Origin of the sequence: Streptomyces sp. NPDC056628 (assembly GCF_042792555.1) — a bacterium.
Classification (GTDB): Bacteria; Actinomycetota; Actinomycetes; order Streptomycetales; family Streptomycetaceae; genus Streptomyces.
Map to the genome: position 1 here is coordinate 1 of NZ_JBHTWG010000065.1, position 15,480 is coordinate 15,480.

12 protein-coding genes and 4 pseudogenes are annotated in these 15,480 nt (G+C 68.5%); 10 read left to right on the forward strand and 6 right to left on the reverse strand.

Translation table 11 applies throughout. The features are described from left to right. The 6 genes and pseudogenes from ACFRAC_RS35705 to ACFRAC_RS35730 all read left to right on the forward strand — a co-directional run. The coding region (locus ACFRAC_RS35705; protein WP_382939171.1) for a transposase at window positions 1-418 on the forward strand (418 nt) is incomplete at its 5' end. A gap of 23 nt (window positions 419-441) precedes the next feature. Beyond that, window positions 442-993, forward strand: a complete 552-nt coding sequence (locus ACFRAC_RS35710; protein ID WP_382939174.1) for an IS3 family transposase — start codon at window positions 442-444, stop codon at window positions 991-993. A gap of 661 nt (window positions 994-1,654) precedes the next feature. Further along, window positions 1,655-1,806: pseudogene (locus tag ACFRAC_RS35715) on the forward strand (sterol-binding protein); the annotation flags it as partial. Window positions 1,807-2,266: 460 nt separating this feature from the next. Continuing rightward, window positions 2,267-2,590 (forward strand): annotated as a pseudogene (locus ACFRAC_RS35720) (hypothetical protein); the annotation flags it as partial. 280 nt (window positions 2,591-2,870) lie between these two features. Then, the gene (locus ACFRAC_RS35725) at window positions 2,871-3,059 is read left to right on the forward strand and encodes a hypothetical protein (RefSeq protein WP_382939178.1); all 189 of its coding nucleotides are present in this window, start codon (window positions 2,871-2,873) and stop codon (window positions 3,057-3,059) included. 170 nt (window positions 3,060-3,229) lie between these two features. Continuing rightward, on the forward strand, window positions 3,230-3,898 hold the full coding sequence (locus ACFRAC_RS35730; RefSeq protein WP_382939182.1) for a Type 1 glutamine amidotransferase-like domain-containing protein: 669 nt from the start codon (window positions 3,230-3,232) through the stop codon (window positions 3,896-3,898). Between the two features lie 855 nt (window positions 3,899-4,753). Here ACFRAC_RS35730 and ACFRAC_RS35735 read toward each other — a convergent pair. Then, window positions 4,754-5,539: a hypothetical protein gene (locus ACFRAC_RS35735; protein ID WP_382939186.1), complete on the reverse strand. Its 786-nt coding sequence runs from the start codon at window positions 5,537-5,539 to the stop codon at window positions 4,754-4,756. A gap of 292 nt (window positions 5,540-5,831) precedes the next feature. Beyond that, window positions 5,832-6,392 (reverse strand): GNAT family N-acetyltransferase, encoded by a 561-nt coding sequence (locus ACFRAC_RS35740; protein ID WP_382939189.1) that lies wholly within the window; start codon window positions 6,390-6,392, stop codon window positions 5,832-5,834. Window positions 6,393-6,491: 99 nt separating this feature from the next. Between ACFRAC_RS35740 and ACFRAC_RS35745 the strand changes: the two genes are divergently transcribed. Together ACFRAC_RS35745 and ACFRAC_RS35750 are read left to right on the forward strand one after the other, a co-directional pair. Continuing rightward, entirely contained in the window at window positions 6,492-6,710 is a 219-nt protein-coding gene (locus ACFRAC_RS35745) for a hypothetical protein (protein ID WP_382939191.1), read from the forward strand. Between the two features lie 76 nt (window positions 6,711-6,786). Further along, window positions 6,787-7,413 carry an SMI1/KNR4 family protein gene (locus tag ACFRAC_RS35750; RefSeq protein WP_382939194.1) on the forward strand — a complete coding sequence of 209 codons (627 nt, stop codon included), beginning with the start codon at window positions 6,787-6,789 and terminating at the stop codon, window positions 7,411-7,413. Between the two features lie 125 nt (window positions 7,414-7,538). Here the strand turns inward: ACFRAC_RS35750 and ACFRAC_RS35755 are convergent, their stop codons facing one another. The 3 genes and pseudogenes from ACFRAC_RS35755 to ACFRAC_RS35765 all read right to left on the reverse strand — a co-directional run. Beyond that, the gene (locus tag ACFRAC_RS35755) at window positions 7,539-10,796 is read right to left on the reverse strand and encodes a tetratricopeptide repeat protein (protein ID WP_382939197.1); all 3,258 of its coding nucleotides are present in this window, start codon (window positions 10,794-10,796) and stop codon (window positions 7,539-7,541) included. Window positions 10,797-10,826: 30 nt separating this feature from the next. Continuing rightward, window positions 10,827-11,306, reverse strand: a complete 480-nt coding sequence (locus tag ACFRAC_RS35760; protein WP_382939200.1) for a hypothetical protein — start codon at window positions 11,304-11,306, stop codon at window positions 10,827-10,829. A gap of 1,109 nt (window positions 11,307-12,415) precedes the next feature. Beyond that, a pseudogene (locus tag ACFRAC_RS35765) lies at window positions 12,416-13,351 on the reverse strand (IS701 family transposase); the annotation flags it as partial. Between the two features lie 313 nt (window positions 13,352-13,664). On the opposite strand from ACFRAC_RS35765, the gene ACFRAC_RS35770 reads away from it, so the two are divergent. Beyond that, on the forward strand, window positions 13,665-14,687 hold the full coding sequence (locus ACFRAC_RS35770; RefSeq protein WP_382939203.1) for a hypothetical protein: 1,023 nt from the start codon (window positions 13,665-13,667) through the stop codon (window positions 14,685-14,687). 42 nt (window positions 14,688-14,729) lie between these two features. Here ACFRAC_RS35770 and ACFRAC_RS35775 read toward each other — a convergent pair whose 3' ends face one another. Then, window positions 14,730-14,858: a hypothetical protein gene (locus ACFRAC_RS35775; RefSeq protein WP_382939207.1), complete on the reverse strand. Its 129-nt coding sequence runs from the start codon at window positions 14,856-14,858 to the stop codon at window positions 14,730-14,732. Window positions 14,859-15,050: 192 nt separating this feature from the next. Between ACFRAC_RS35775 and ACFRAC_RS35780 the strand changes: the two are divergent. Beyond that, window positions 15,051-15,300: pseudogene (locus ACFRAC_RS35780) on the forward strand (hypothetical protein); the annotation flags it as partial. Window positions 15,301-15,480 lie beyond the last annotated feature (180 nt).

Consider the following 15,480-nt stretch of genomic DNA (forward strand, 5'->3'; position numbering starts at 1 on the left):
CCTCCGAAGGCTGCTGGATCGTCAATTGTCCAGCAACCCGACTCCATTAGAACCGGGGCATACCACTCGATTCCCTGAGAGGATCGAGTCATGGCCCGTCCGTCCCCCTACCCCTGCCGAGCTGCGTGAGCGTGCGCTGCGCATGGTCGCGGAGGTCCGCCCCAACTACCCAGCTGCGTGGTCCGCGATGAAGGCGGTCGCTGCGAAGCTGGGCATCGGTTCGGCTGAGACGGTGCGGACGTGGGTCCGCAAGGCCGAGGTCGACACCGGCATGCGTCCCGGGGTGACTTCGGAGGAGGCCGCGAAGATCAAACGACTGCGGGCTGAGAACGCCGAGCTGCGTCGGGCGAATGAGATCCTCAAGGCGGCCTCGGCTTTCTTCGCGGCCGAGCTCGACCGGCCGTCGAGGCGCTCGTAGCGTTCATCGACGCCCACCGGCGCGTGTTCGGAGTCGAGCCGATCTGCAAAGTCCTGACCAGCCACGGACTGAAGATCGCGACGAGCACCTACTACGCCGCCAGGAACCGCACCCCCAGCCCGCGGTCGGTCCGCGACGTGGAGCTGAAGACCCAGATCAGCCGCGTCCACGCCGACAGCTTCGGTGTCTACGGAGTGCGGAAGGTCTGGCGGCAGCTGCACCGCGAGGGCGTACCCGTGGCCCGCTGCACGGTCGCCCGGCTGATGCGCAACCTTGGTCTTGAGGGTGCCCGACGCGGGAAGAAGATCCGCACCACCATCCGCGACAATGGCCATGAGCGGGCCTCTGACCTGCTCGGACGCGACTTCACCGCATCCTGTCCGAACGAGCGGTGGGTCGCCGACTTCACCTACGTCGCCACATGGTCCGGCATCGTCTCCGTCGCCTTCGTCGTGGACGTGGTCTCCCGGGCGAACGTCGGCTGGCCGGCCGCCACCAACAAGCGGGCCAAGCTCGTCCTCAACGCCCTCGACCGCCGCCGGACGCCGCACGCGAACGCCAGCAACGAGGAGTAGGGGCGCCGCTGGCGCGCTGCGGGGTGGGTGGCCGGGTCGTCCCCGGCCACCTTCCGGGCCTGGTGGGGGTCGAGCCTGCGGCCGAGCTCCCGCCGATCGAGCAGCTCCCTGCATGGCCGTGGCCGGAGTGGGTCACTGCCCCCTTGAACGACGGTGTTGAGGTGTTCGCTCTGCCGCCGCGGTTGATCCGGGCATTGGCCGACGCCACCTCCGTTGAGCTGGAGGAGCTGGCAGATCGCTGCACCGCGAGGCTCAGGTCCGCCGACGGGGACGAAATGACCCGACGATGATCTGCTGGCGGTCCTGCAGGCCGTGTCCCGGCTTGCGGCGTCTGCGGTGACCACGGGCGGCGGCCTCTACAGCTGGAGCTTCTGACCGTCCGGTGAACCTCTTCTTGGGCGGCGTCGCCATTTCTGGCTGGGCAAGCCAGGAAAATGACACGGCGCTGGGAATCCAGCACATGACATGGCGTGGGAAGTCCAAGAACCGTCGAGGTCACAGGTGCGGCAGATGACACGGGTCACGGGAACCTACACCTCTTTTCGGCGCTGACCCACACCGGCCGAGGCGATGAAGCTGCCGCAGGCACCGCTTGCGTCCGTTGCCGGCTGAGTTGTGGTCCGGCCTGTCGGGGCCTGCCATCGAGTGTGGAGCGGTTGCGGACTGCACCATCCTCATCGAGCCGGTCACGTTTCTCCTGATAGCGCTCGGGCGCCGGGGCCAGTGGGGTCCCCTCGCTCAGGGCCGCATCCTGGTCGGGGGCGCAAGCCCTGGCTCGCTCCGCGTTTCCCGGATCTGTTCAAGGCGCCCTGAGCACGACGGGCCGCGGCGGCCCGACGGTGGCCGGCTGCCTGTGGTCGTACGGGCTCGGTGGTCACCCGGGTTCGGGGGCGGTGACGGCCGGGGCGACGCCGAGGAGGCCGGAGGGTCTCTCGGTGGAGGTCCGCGATCAGGCCGAGGAAGTCCAGCCGGCCGGAGCCGCCGGGGCCGAGCAGGTCCAGCAGTTCGGCATCCAGCGCGGTGGGGTAGCGCAGGGCGGCGGCGATGGTGGCCGCATGGCCTGCCTGGGCTTCGGCCAGGGCCTGGTTCAGCGGGCCGGTGGCCGGGGGGAAAGCTGCCAGCAGCCAGCGTGCGCAGGCGGCGATGACGGGCGAGAGCGCGGTGGGCATGGTGGACCGTCCTGTGCGTATGCCCGACTGTCCTGGGTGTTCCGGTGCGGGTGATCCGGTCGCGGGCACTGGGATGACCCCCTGGCCTTCGGCACTGGCTTCCCCACTCCTTCACCGGGGACGCCCGGGCCACCCGGGCGCAGGTGACGTCGATGGTCGCCAACACGCCGGCACGCGAGACGCTCCGAGAGGCATCGGTCGCCACCTACATGTGGGGGAAGGGAAAGAGCGGCTCCCCCGGCGGCAGCGGACCAACCACCCTCCACAAGATCCTGGCCGCCGAGGACCTCCTGGACGAGGCCCTGGACGATGCCGTCACCGTGTTGAGCAGGCACGGCGCAGAAGCGTCCCGAGGGGCTCCGCGGCCGGATTCCCGGGTTCGGGCCGTTGGACGCGGGCATAGGTGTACAGGTCGATCGCGTCGGTGAGGTGGTCTCATTCCTCGCCGCGCGGGCCCACCGGGCGCGGGCCGAGCACGTCGGGGCCGGCACGGTGGTGGCGGTGGCGGTAGTCGTCGATGGCGGTCAGCAGCCGGGTAAGGCGCGCTGTTCGTCCTCGTCGTCCTCGCCGGGGGCGGTGATCTCCTCCATCGGGGGGTTGGCGTTTAAGTGCCGAGCCACAGCCGCGCGCCGTACGGGGGTGGGGGTGCGATGCTCCGCCCCGCCGCGCCACCGTCCGAGCACGTGTCCGTCCCCGACGAAGGCCTGGGTGGGAGCGAACACGGCCAGGGAACGCCATCTGGTGCCGCAGTACCGCGCCCCCTACAGCGCCGTACCGGCGGGCTCGGACGGCACCTTCCCGGCCGCGGCCTCGCGCCAGGGGTGGCTGTCCCATCCGGGCATCAGCACGGCATTGAGGAGTGTGCATCTTGAATTGCTGGTGCCGGGTCTGGCGTGACTGGTCTTCGGTGTGCTCGTAATGGTCGTGGACGGCAGTCTGCTGTGTTGATCGCCGGGCGGGGTGGTTTGCCGGTGCAGAAGTCGTGCCACGCGCCACAACGGTGAGTTTTGTGCTGGCCTCCGGTCTACCTGCCAGACCGTTCCATCCGCGTTCGCACCGGAGTCATCTTGAAGCTTCTTCTCACGTCGGCGGGTATTACCAACGCGAGCATAAAGGACGCGCTTGTGCAGCTGCTGGGCAAGCCGATCGCCGAGTCCGATGCCCTATGCATCCCCACTGCGGGGTACGGGCACCCGATGGGTAACCCGGCTGCGGCCTGGCGTTTCATCAGCGGACAGTCCCGCCTGCCCATGTGCGACCTGGGGTGGAAGTCCTTGGGGGTGCTGGAGCTGACCGCGCTGCCCAGCATCGGTGAAGAGCGCTGGATCCCGTGGCTCCAGGAGGCGGACGTCCTGCTGGTGAACGGCGGCAACGCGCTGTATCTGGCCCACTGGATGCGGCAGTCCGGGCTGGCGGACCTCCTGCCGTCGCTGCCCGAGAAGGCCTGGGTGGGGCTCAGCGCCGGGAGCATGGTGATGACACCCCGCATCGGGGAGTACTTCGTCGAGTGGAAGGCGCCCACCGGCGACGACAGCACGCTGGGCGTCGTCGACTTCTCGATCTTCCCTCACGTGGATCACGTCGACCTGCCGGAGAACACCATGGCCGCGGCGGAGAAGTGGGCGACCGGTCTCCCGAATCCGGCGTACGCAATCGACGATGACACCGCCATTACGGTGGTCGACGGTGCGCTGGAAGTCGTCTCCGAGGGCACATGGAGACACTTCCCCGACTGAGCGAGCGGCGCCCGGCGTGACCGGCCAGCCCCGTCCCTCACCACCAGCGCTGCGTTCGGGCCCAGGCGGCTCCTGGTGACCGATCGCCCGTTATCGGCGCCTCGCCGAGCAACGCAACGGAGGAACTCAGCCTGTCTATTGTGAGGATCGCCGGTCACCTGATGATCTCGTGCTGGTTGAGGACCAGCAGTGCCCGGACGAATCGGGTGGCCCACTTCACGTCGAGGCGGAGCTTGGTAGATGTTTTTTTGAACATCGTCTTCTCAGCTTGCCGCGCCCTCTGCCGAGTCCCCGCCCTTACCTTGGACGTGTCCGCGATTGCTGACGCCGCATGATCAGGGCGTCTTCTTCGTCCAGTGGCTGGTGCGGGGGCTTTTGCGGGTGAGGCGTCGAGTCATCATGGTGATGAGTGCCCAGTTCAGGTGCACTTCGGAGTGCTGGGGTAGGCGTTCGTAGTCGCATGCGTTGCGGCGGGCGTTCATGGACCAGCCGATGGTGCGCCCTGTCCGGGACCGGCCAGACGCCGTCCTCCACGTGGTACCAGTGGAACCAAGCGGGGACGAGTCGTAAGAGCGGCTGCGGTTCGAATCCCTCGCGGCGAGGCCGGCCGCGCGGAGTCGGCCGACCAGGCCGCCGCAGTCGCCTGCAGCACCGCGTCGGCCTGCTCGTCCCACGCCTCTCTATCCCGCCCCGGACAGCAGCGGCGCCCCGCAGGAGGACGCCCCGGGGGAGACGTCTCACCCACCATCGGGGAGCCGACCCCGGTGGTGCTGACCTGCCGCACCGCCCACCTCCACGCACTGGCTTTCAGCAGCCCGGGGAGCCCGGTCCGGGCCTGGGTATGTCGTCCGGGAGTTACGGGTGCAGTGGCGAGGTGGGCGGCAGTAGGGCGGCGCGTTCGGCCGTGGTGCGGGCCCGGATCTGTTCCAGACGGCGTTGGACGCGGGCATGGATGTACAGGTCGATCGCGTCGGTGAGGTGGTCCCATTCCTCCCCGTCCAGACCTGCCGGGCGCGGGCCGAGCACGTCGGGGCCTGCACGGTGGTGGCGGCGCCGGTAGTCGCTGATCGCGGTCAGCAGCCGAGTGTAGGCGCGCTGTTCGTCCTCGTCGTCCTCGCCGGGAGCGGTGATCTCCTCCATCCAGGGTTCGGGCAGGGGCTCGCCGGCGAGTACGGCGGCCAGGGCGCGCCGGGCGAGGCGGGCATCGAGCGCGGCGTAGGACTGTGGGGCGATGCCGAGGGGGTCGCGCAGGGCGGGGTGGTCGGGCAGCAGGCCGCCGGGCGGCGGCGCGTCGAGGTGGCTGAGAGCCGCTTCGATCACGACGGAGGCGGGGGCGTCCGGCGGCGGGAGGTGCACGGGGCGGCGGCGTGCGGTCAGGGCGCGGATGCGGGCGTCGAGGTCGTCCCAGCCGGCCGCGTCGTCCGGGTCGGCGGGGCGCGGGCCCAGGCCGGGTGCGCCGGTGATGGCGTGGCGGCTGCGCCACAGTTCGACGAGGGCTGCGGTGATGGCCCAGACGTGGCGGCGGCGCGGGGCGCTGGTGGGTGGTGGATTGCCGAGCGGGCGGGCCCAGGCGGGCGGGATGGTGGCGAGGGTGTGGCCGCGCGGTGCCGGTTTCTTCCGCGGCGGCGGAACAGCAGACAAAAGGGCCTGCCGCACCGTCCGGCGATGCACTCCGTACTTCTCCGCCAGAACCCGCTGCGACACTTCCGGATCAAGACGCTTGTCCCTCCGGATCGCAGCGAACAGCTCCGTCCGCGACAAACCCATCCCGGCCTCCCGGCACGACCGTGATCAAGCAACACGGCCTCCGACATGACCGTGATCAACGCACAAACCCTGCCGTCGCCGGGCGGACGGAGCAGCGCATCCACTCCAAAGAGGGCACGTCGTCGGTAGGCTGCCGCAGCCTCACTCTGCTCCGGAGGCCCAGCACTCACTCAAGTTCGCTCATCGAGTGCAACACCGCGAACTCGTCGGCGAGTATGCCCATTACAACGAGATCATGGTGTCGGCTGGCAAAGAACACGTAATCGCGCAGGCGCCCCTCCTCGTCGAAGCCAAGACGGCGATGCAGTGCCAGCGATGCCTCGTTGTGCGCGAAGATCCGCGCCTCGCACTTGTGGTACCGCCGCTCGGCGAACATGAATCGCAGCAGCATCACCACGGCTTCTGCCGCGTAGCCCTTACGTCGGTGCCCAGCGCCCATCGTGATGCCGTACTCGAACCGCCCCGCCCGCGGATCTGCGTAGTGGGAGCCGACAGCCCCGACGATCTGCCCCGTGTCCACGGATTCGACGGCCAACGTGAAGCAATCACCATCGGACTTCGCGACGGACTGTTCCTTCGCCCAGGCCCGGAACCCCTCGGCAGACCGAGGCGGATGCAGCAGGTCTCCCGACCGCTCCTCATCGACGGCGAAGCCCACGAACGCCGTCCAGTCCTCGGGCTCGATACCGCGCAGACGTACCCGCTTACCAGTCCAGAACGAAGTCATCCCCTATTCGATCACGCCGACGACGCGATGCACAGGCCCTCCTGACCCTGGCCGGACCTGCCTTGTCATACCGGCGGATCCAGATCAACTTCGTACATCATGGAGCCGCGAAACGCTGGTGCGCTGGTGCCCAAACAAGTGCTTACAAACAAGCTGTTCACCGACGACGCCGTCACCCTCATCCACACCACATCGCGCGGCTTCCCCCGCGCGGTCAACAACCTCTGCCTGCAATCCCTCGTCGCCACATTCGCCGCCGGGAGGTCCCTCGTCGATGAGAAAGCCGCCCAGTCCGCCGTCACCGAAGTCCTCGACTGACATTCCACACCCTCGAAACTCGATGTCGGTGGCGCCGGATACCTTGCATCAGACGATGCACACCACTGGAGGGGACATGCCGTCTCAAGGAACAGTTCTCGCCGCACTCACGGTGGTAATGCCGCCACATGACGGGGCCGATGAGCAGGTGGACTGGGATGCGGTCCGGCGGGCTTGGGGAGTCGGCTTCCCCTCCGACTACATCGCCTTCATGAGCGCGTACGGAGCCGGCGGCATCGACGGCGCGCTGAGCGTCGTGCTCCCCGAAGCGAGCACGCAGCCGGCCGACAGCCTTGGCCTCGGGGGCATGGCGACCGAGACAGCCAACATGCGGCACATGTGGGAGTCCGAAGGAGGACCGGACGAGGTCGATGCCGGACCTGATTCTGTCGTCGCTTGGGGCGTCAGCTGCGGAGCCGACATCCTCGGCTGGCTCACCGTTGACCACGACCCCAACAAGTGGCCCGTTGTCGTATGGGAACGGCACGGCTGGCCCCACTGGAAAATCTACGACTGCGGAATGGCGGAGTTCCTTCGCCGTCTGTTCACCAAGGGCTTCGACGAGTGCCCACTCAGTGACGCTTCCCTCTGGGGAGAGCCCTCTCCGCACTTCGTCCACTGGCGCGAGGAACGACGACGGTGGGAGTCCGGCGTCGACCCCTACACGGGCCAACCCGACCCATACTTCGGCATGTTCGACTGATTGCGCCTCGGCACCTGGCCGACGACCACGACACCTCGCCGACAATACGTGGCGAGTGACCGCCGGGGTAGAGAAAAGCAACCTCGCAAACGGTCCCGATCGGCGCTGCCCGCTCAACCCTCCCTTCAGAACAGCCCGCGCCTTTCCAGGACGGCCGCCCGCGTCGCCTCGGCCGCTTGCAAGTAGGCGGCGACGGCGGCTGGCTCAGTCCCGGCAAGCCGTCGGAAGAGCCGTACAGCTTCTTCAACGGCGGTCAGTGCCTCCTGCCACCGGCCCGCAGCAGACAGGAAGATGCAGAGGTTGTTCAGCGTCTGGGCGAGGCCAAATTCGTGGGTGGCGTTGGCCTGTGCCAGCCTTCGGAAGACCGGCACGGCTTCCTCCGCTACGGTGAGTGCCTCCTCCCAGCGCCCTACAGACGACTGGAAGATGCAAAGTCTGTGCAGCGAGTTGGCGAGTGCTGGTTCGTAGGCGCCCGGGTTGACCTTGGCTAGGCGTCGTCGGACGGCCACGGCCTCCTCGGCCGCGCTCAGCGCCTCCTGTTGCCGCCCGACACCCAACAGGCAAGCCCCGAGATTGTTCAGTGCCTGGGCAAGGCCGGGTTCGTGAGCGGCGGGGTTGGCCTCCACCAGCCGCCGGTGGGCCTGGACGGCTTCCTCGGCCGCGGTCAGTGCCTCCTGCGGCCTCAAGGTCATGGACAGGAACATGCTGAGGTTGGTCAGTGCCATGGCCAGACCGGGTCCGTGGGCGACCGGGTGGGCCTTCGCCAGTCGGCGCGAGAGGCGTACGGCCTCCTTACCCGGCGCCAGCGCTTCCTGCGGGCGCCCTGCGTCCGACAGGTACTTGCCGAGGCTGCTCAGCGCCAGGGCGAGGTTGGGTTCGTGAGCGGCGGGGTTGGCCTCCACCAGCCGCTGGAAGACCTGGACGGATTCCTCGCCCGCGGTCACTGCCTCCGCTGGTCGCCCGGTCTCGGACAAGAACTTGGCGAGGTTGCCCAGCGCCATGGCCAGGGCGGCTTCATGGACGGCCGGGTTGGTCTTCATCAGCCGCCGTCGAAGGGCCACGGCCTCCTCGGCCGCGCTCAGTGCCTCCGCCCACCGGCCCACCTCCGACAGCGAGGCACTGAAATTGCTCAGCGATTCGGCGAGGCGGGGTTCAAAGGCCACCGTGTTGGCCTTCGCCAGCCGCCGTCGAAGAGCCACGACCTCCTCAGCCGCACTCAGTGCCTCCGCCCACCGGCCCATACCCGGCAAGTACGTCCCGAGGTTGCTCAACGCGTTGGCGAGGCCAGGTTCATGGGCGGCGGGGTCGGCCTTCGCCAGGCGCCGCAGAACGGCCACTGCCTCCTTGGCCGTGCTCAGTGCCTCTTCCCGCCGGCCCACGTCCCACGAGCACTTGCTCAGGTTGTCCAGCGCCATGGCGAGACGGGGTTCATGGGCGGTGCGGTCGGCGTTCGCCAAGCGCCGCAGAACGGCCACTGCCTCCTTGGCCGTGCTCAGTGCCTCTTCCCGCCGGCCCACAGCCGACAGGAAGCCGCCGAGGTTGAGCAGCGCCTTGGCGAGACCGGGTTCATGGGTGGCGGGGTCGGCCTTCGCAAGCCGCCGGTAGACCCGCACCGCCCTCTTCGCCGCAGTCAGTGCCTCCTCCCACCGCCCCACGTCCGACAGGTGCGTGCCGAGGTTGAGCAGAAGGGTGGCGAGATCGCTCTTGTACTCGGAGGTGGGGCGGCGGAAATCGCGTAGGACCGGCAAGGCACCCTGTGTTGCGGTGAGTGCTTCATCGTGTCGTCCGGCGTTTCTCAGGCGTCCAGCGAGGCGGGTGAGGATCTCAGCGCGTAGGTGCGGATCTTCGGTGGTGGCGAGGCGCTCGTTGGCCAGACGTGCTGCCACGTGGGCGATGCCGGGGTCGAGGTCGACGTGCTGGTCCGGTGGGAAGAGAGCCTCGACGGCCTCCAGCGCTGCGCGGGAGATGCCGGGGACGCGGGCGAGCTCGGCCAGGGCGGCGCTTCCCGCGTCGATGGCGAGCTGCGGACTGCCGAGCAGGAGAGGGTCCAGATACCGCGGGCCTATGTGGGGCCAGCGCTGTGCGGCCGATGCCAGGAAGACGACTGTGCGTCCGGTCCACGACGGTGGCGTGGGGTGTGTGCCGTCGGGGGCCAGCAAAGCTGTGGCGGTGGCGTCGGCCCACGGCTGCGCCGGGTACTGCGCAAGGTGTCCGGGGAGGGTGAGAGCGAGGAAGTCCTCGGCGAGCCGGTCGGGATACAGGGGTTCCAGGACGGTTTCCTGTGCGCGGTCTGCCGGGGGGTAGCACAGGGCGTGGTCGGTGAGGACCCGCTCGGGGCGGAGTTGGAGCCGGACCGACTCAAGGGCCGCGGTTCCGGTGGGACGGGATTGCGGGCCGGTGAGGACGGCGGCGAAGACGGCCTGGTTCATCACCTCCGGCGGGGTCGCGTAGGCCCGCCCGGCGGAGCTCAGTGCGTGGGTGGCGTCGCCGTACAGGCGTGCCCAGTGGAGGTGTTCGCGGTCCAGCAGGTAGATGGTGAGGCTCTCCACGTCAGTCGGTGGGCGACGGTGGTTCGCGCGGGCGTCGACGGCGACCAGGGCGGCCATGTGCACAGCCAGAGTCAGGCCGAAGTCGCGGTGTTCCAGAGCCCCCGGTGGGCCGACAGCGGCGGCGGGAACGTCGTAGAGGGCGGCGAAGGCGTCGCGGGCGGCGGCAAACATCTCTAATCGCGCCGATTGCGCGGTGCCGTCGTCGCCGGGCAGTGGCGACAAGGCAAGTGCGGACGTGCCGGCCTGGTGGTTGGCCAGGACGGCGCGGACCGCCGGCCACGCATCGGTGCTGCGGGCGATCAGGAGAATGCGGGTGGCAGTGCCGGTCCGGTGGAGGAGAGCGTTGCTGAACAGCCAGGTCAGGTGGGCCAGCGGCCACTGGTCGGCGTAGTCGATCACTAGCAGCAGGCCCCGGGCGTAGCGCAGCCGCAGATCCTGGCTTCCCGGCGGAGGCAGGACGCTACCGGGTCCGTGAGTGGCGACGACAACCTTCCAGCCGCCGGTGGCCGTTATCTGGGCGAACTGGGCCGCCAGGCGGGTCTTGCCCTGGCCTCCTGCTCCGTGGAGCCATCTGACCGACAGCCGGGGGCCGTTATCACGCCAGCGATGCAGACTGGCGAGTTCTTGCGCGCGCCCGGTGAAATCGACGGTCTGGTACCGGGCGTTGAGCATCCTGCTGGGCAACTCCGTCAACCATGCCCGATCCGTGTCCGGCGCCGGGCGCCAGTTCTCCAGCACGTACACCGGCAGCCCGTCTCCGAAGACGTGGATATCCGCGCCCACGCATCCGTAGGCGAAACCGTTCTCAACACACACACTCTGACGCTCAGACATGGACGTCTGCTCCTCGTGTCCAACTGCACCCTATGGGGTGTCCGACACTCCGGGGTCCGGGGTTGGCGTGGGGGGCTGCACCTGGCCAGAGGCTGCGTAGTGGTGGACGTGGATGCTGCTGCCGGGACCCTGGGCTCCGACAGCCATACCGCCGTCGCGTGCGGTGACGTGCTGTATCCACTGCTGCTGAGCCGACGGGAGTTGCGGCTGGACTTCGTCGATCAGGGCCTGGATGTCTCCTGCGACTTCCGGGCGTTCGCGCAGGAGGTCCAAGAGGTCGTTACACCACCGCGTGGTCTCGCCGTCACGGGCTTCGGCGCACTCACCGGCGCTCGTCACACGGGCGGCGCTGCGGTCCAGTTGGGCTTCGACGGTGCTCTGGGAGTCTCCGCCTTGGTGGAAGAGTGCCGCGATTCGGGCACGGACGGCTTCCCAGGCGCTTGTGCTCATCGCGGCCACTACGGTCGTCGCACCGGTCATGGCCAAGGCCGTCAGATCCGGGTCGGGCATGGAACTCCTCGGGTCTTCAGCTGAGTCTCGGTTCTCCTTGGTGCGAGCAGTGGCCGGTTGGGCCGTGCGCGCGCTCGCCAGCCTACGTGCTCCGCACCTGTCGCTCAGTGAGATCCGTGCATCGTGAAACGTGCAGGTGAGGTGGGCTGGTGTGCGGGCGAGTTGCCGTGCTCGTGCCGGTCGGCGGCGGGTGTCCATGGTGAAGATCGTCTGCCCTGTCGGTTGAGGCGGTTCTCGGGTTCCGCTGCGCTCGTCTCGGGACCGCTCCTACGATCCGTGACCGGAGCGGTACGCGGTGAGATCGCGGGAGGGTGCAGGGCATGGGAGACCTGGAGCGGATCACCGCTCGCCGGAGCGAACTGGACGCGCTCGCCGAGGAGTTGGCCAAGCAGCAGCATGAAGTCCAGGCCGAGCGGGAGGAACTGCTGGTCGCCGAGCGGGTCCTGAACCGGCTGGCCGAGCAGGACCGGGCCGAAGCGGAAAGCGCCGTGGCCTCCTCCCCGGCGCACGCCCGGGTGGCGGGAAGGGCGGTCCTGCTGATCCCGCACCGCGGCGAGGGCCTCGACGAGGCCGCACTGCCCGGCGATTACCGCAAGATCCTGGCGATCGTACGGGCCGCGGACCGGCCGGTGCAGGTCAGGACGGTGGGCGAGGAACTGGGACTTGAGACGGCAGTGCGCGGGAAGCTGGAACCGCTGCGCGCGAAGATGACCGTTCGCCGATCGCGGCTGGCTGCACAAACGGCCCGACGGACGGTTCACCGCACGCCGGTAGCCACACCGGGACGGAGAGTCGGGGCGTAACCGGCGTGCCTCCGACGGCAGTTGACGTGTTTCGTGAAGAACAACACCAGCCCCGTCGAGGGCCCTGACGGCCTTGTCTACACCGCCCGCCTGCCGCTGTCGAGCGCCACCCTGAACTACCTCGCCACCGTGATACGCGGCCACTTGAAGAAGATCGGTTCGCGGTGGCGGGCCCTGCCCGCGGGGAAGATCGCCAGCATCGTGCTGGCGGTGCTGCGCTGTGACCAGCGGCCCGGTGACCTCGCCAGCGGGAACGCAGTGCACGGCACCACCATCACCCGGTGGGTGCGGGAGGCCGTCGGCCTGCTTTCCGGCCTGAAAGGTCTCCTCCGCCCGCCATCTCGATCCAGCGACGCGGACGAGCGTAGCCAGGGGCACCGGGGTCGGCGACCAGCAGCGGTAGTAGGCGAGTTCTCCGGTGGTGCGGTGGCGGCGGATCAGCAGGCGGTGACTGCCGGGCCGGGTCTCGTCCAGGTCGATGACGGCCCAGTCGTTGAAGCGGTGCCCCTTGGCACCAGCCCCTGCCGACAGCTTCTGCCACGCCTGCCTGGGCACCTTCGCGGCCAGGGTATCCGCGCGGAACTTTCCAGCACCGGTGGTGACTTCGGCTGAGCAGGCCACCGCGAGCGCGTACCCGATCCCGCGCTCTTCCAGCGCGGACCGCAGCTTCGGGTTGCCGCCGTAGACCTCGTCCCCCGCAACCCAGCCCACGCGGTGGCCGGCGTCGAGGAACCGGCCGATCATGCGGGTGGCCAGCTCCGGCTTGGTTGCGAAGACGGTGTGCTCATCGAGGCCCGCGGCCCGGCAGCGGTCCGGATCGCACGTCCACGAGCACGGGATGTACAGCTCACGGTCCACCGCCGCGTGCCCACGCAGTCCCGCGTAGACCAGGTAGACGGCGACCTGCGCGTTTTCGATCCTGCCGGCGGTGCCGGTGTACTGACGCTGCACACCGACGGTGTGCTTGCCCTTCTTCACGTCCCCGGTCTCGTCGACCACCAGCACCGCATCCTCGTGCTGCAGATGCTCCAGCACGTACTCCCGCACGTCATCACGCACGCGGTCGGCATCCCACCTGGCCCGGCCTAGCAGGTGCTGCATGCTGTCCGGACTCGCCTCCCCGGCCCACTCGGCGATCGACCAGCAGTTCTTGCGCGGCAGGTCCGACAGCAGCCCCAGCACCAAGTCCCCCACCCGGCACCGGGGTTCAACCCGTGCGAACCGGCCCGCTATCCGGCCCATCAGGGCCTCGAACGCCTCCTGCCAGCGGACAGGGTCTACGCTGTGACCTGCGGCCACCACAAGATCGTTAGTCTTCACACGCCGATGATCAGTGGTGGCAGCGCCTGCCTCTCAGGCAACCCCACAAGCAAGATCGCGGTCTACGGCTGGAGTATTTGGGTCTGGGCGTGGCTGACATGCCCGACGAATTGACCAGACTGGAACGGTCCGCTAGGGCTTCGTGACCGGGGTCTTCCTGGGCTGGCCCGGCACATCCCGCACGTTTACCTGATCACGGGCCTGGCGGCCGTAGTACGTGGCATCATGCGACGTCATGTCAACCGACAGACGCTTAGCCCGTCTCGACTTGGATTTGCACCGGCTGGGTGTGACGCGGCGAGTTTCCGGCCGAGTTCGGGTAGCCGTCCGACGGCGCACCCATCTCCGACTGTGGCTGTTCGGCATGGCCGCGGCTTCTCTGGTGTTCACCATCTTCGCTGCCGGTCTGATCACGCAGTTGCTGCCCGTGGTCGGCAGCACCACCTCGAAACCGGCTACCCCATGGTCATGGCGGACAATGTGGGAAAACGGACTGGGTGCCGCGGCGGCACAAGCGGCGCCTTCTCCCCCTGACTGGCTCTGGTACACAGCTGGCGCGCTCATAGCCGTATGCGCATTGTGCATCCTGTTCGTGGCTGCCGTCCGTGGCGCCGCTTTCCTGCACTCGGGACAAACCCAGTGGAACCCGCAGTTGTTGATCAGCCTGGGGTGGCTGCCGGCTGCCCGGCGGTACGCACTGGTAGTGGAGATCGCAGGAGCCATCTCCACCTGCGCTGACGCCTACACAGCAGGTGGGGAGCGGAAAGCCGTAGCACTGCGCAGGGTCTCTCGCCGCACAGGTGCCGTCACCCGTGCGCTGGGGGCGGCGCACAGGCAGCGCAAGTCCGTGCCTCGGTACTCGCATCGGCGCAAGGCGCTCAAGGCGCATGAGCGGCGGGTCGCTGCTGCACTACGCAGGGCGGAGGCCCGCTTGGACGTCGAGCCGCAAGCCGCGCTCCGGGAGCTAGTAGATCTCCTGCTGACTATTGCTGAGCGGTACTGCGAGGGCCGGGTAGGCGCGCTGCTGGATGATGAACAACTCGATGGTGTGGAGGCTGGCACGGACCTCGACTGGCTGCGCTTCGCGGTCACGGCTGTGCTGGTCGGCGGGTCGGCCATCGCCGTATCCCAGCTGGGCCTGCCGGATGGTGCTGAACCGTACGTGACGGTCTGCGCTGGCTTGGTCTGCATAGCGGTCGTCTGGCGTCAGCGTGTTCAGCGTGGACTCGACCTGCTGAGCGTTGTGTTCGGCGCATGAATGGGGTCAGATGCCTGGCCGCCGATCCGGCTGAGTTCGGTTCTACGTCTCGTCCGGCCAGGTGATGAGGATATCGCCGGTCTCTTCGTCGGTGAGGGCGATGCGAGCGTCGGGCAGGGTGCCGTACTTGCCGACCCAGCGGGTCAGCTTGCCGCGCGCCACCTCATCCACGTCTCACCAGCCGTGTTGGACCAAGCGGCCGTCGGAGGCGAGCAGCAGGTGGTATCTGGCGGGCTGTTCCCCGGTGCTGTTCACGGCGACCATCATGGAATCGAACGCATGTCGGAGCTACTGCTAGATCCACCCCGCCTCCGCGTGATCCTGGCCCACCTTTAAGCAGTTCGCTGACACCGAGACCGTGCAGAGGGTCTGGCCGGACTGGACGAGCATCAACTCCGCCGCTACATGTCGTGGTCCCGCTGGGTCACCCTGGCCATGCTCGCCCGCGCCTTCCTCGCTGTGATCCGCGCCGACGAACCCCCCGCACCTGAGCGGACACCGCGGACGGCACCACGCGCTGAGCTGGTCGAGCTGGCGCCGCCGGCGCCAAGCAGTCGCGCGTCGCTGTCACTACCTGCGGCGTTGTCGCACGATCGAGGGGCGGTCTCCATGAGACCGCCCCCGCACGATCGAAGTCCCGCTACACTCCCGCCACCCGGCGGAAAGGCCAGGTCAGACAGCGAAATCCTGCTGGAGTACTAGTAGGACTCCGTTAGGTCTTCCCGTCGGCCGTGTTCGGGAGCATGTTGGGTGGGGTGGACGCACATGAAGTGAACCGTGTCCGGGCGAAGTT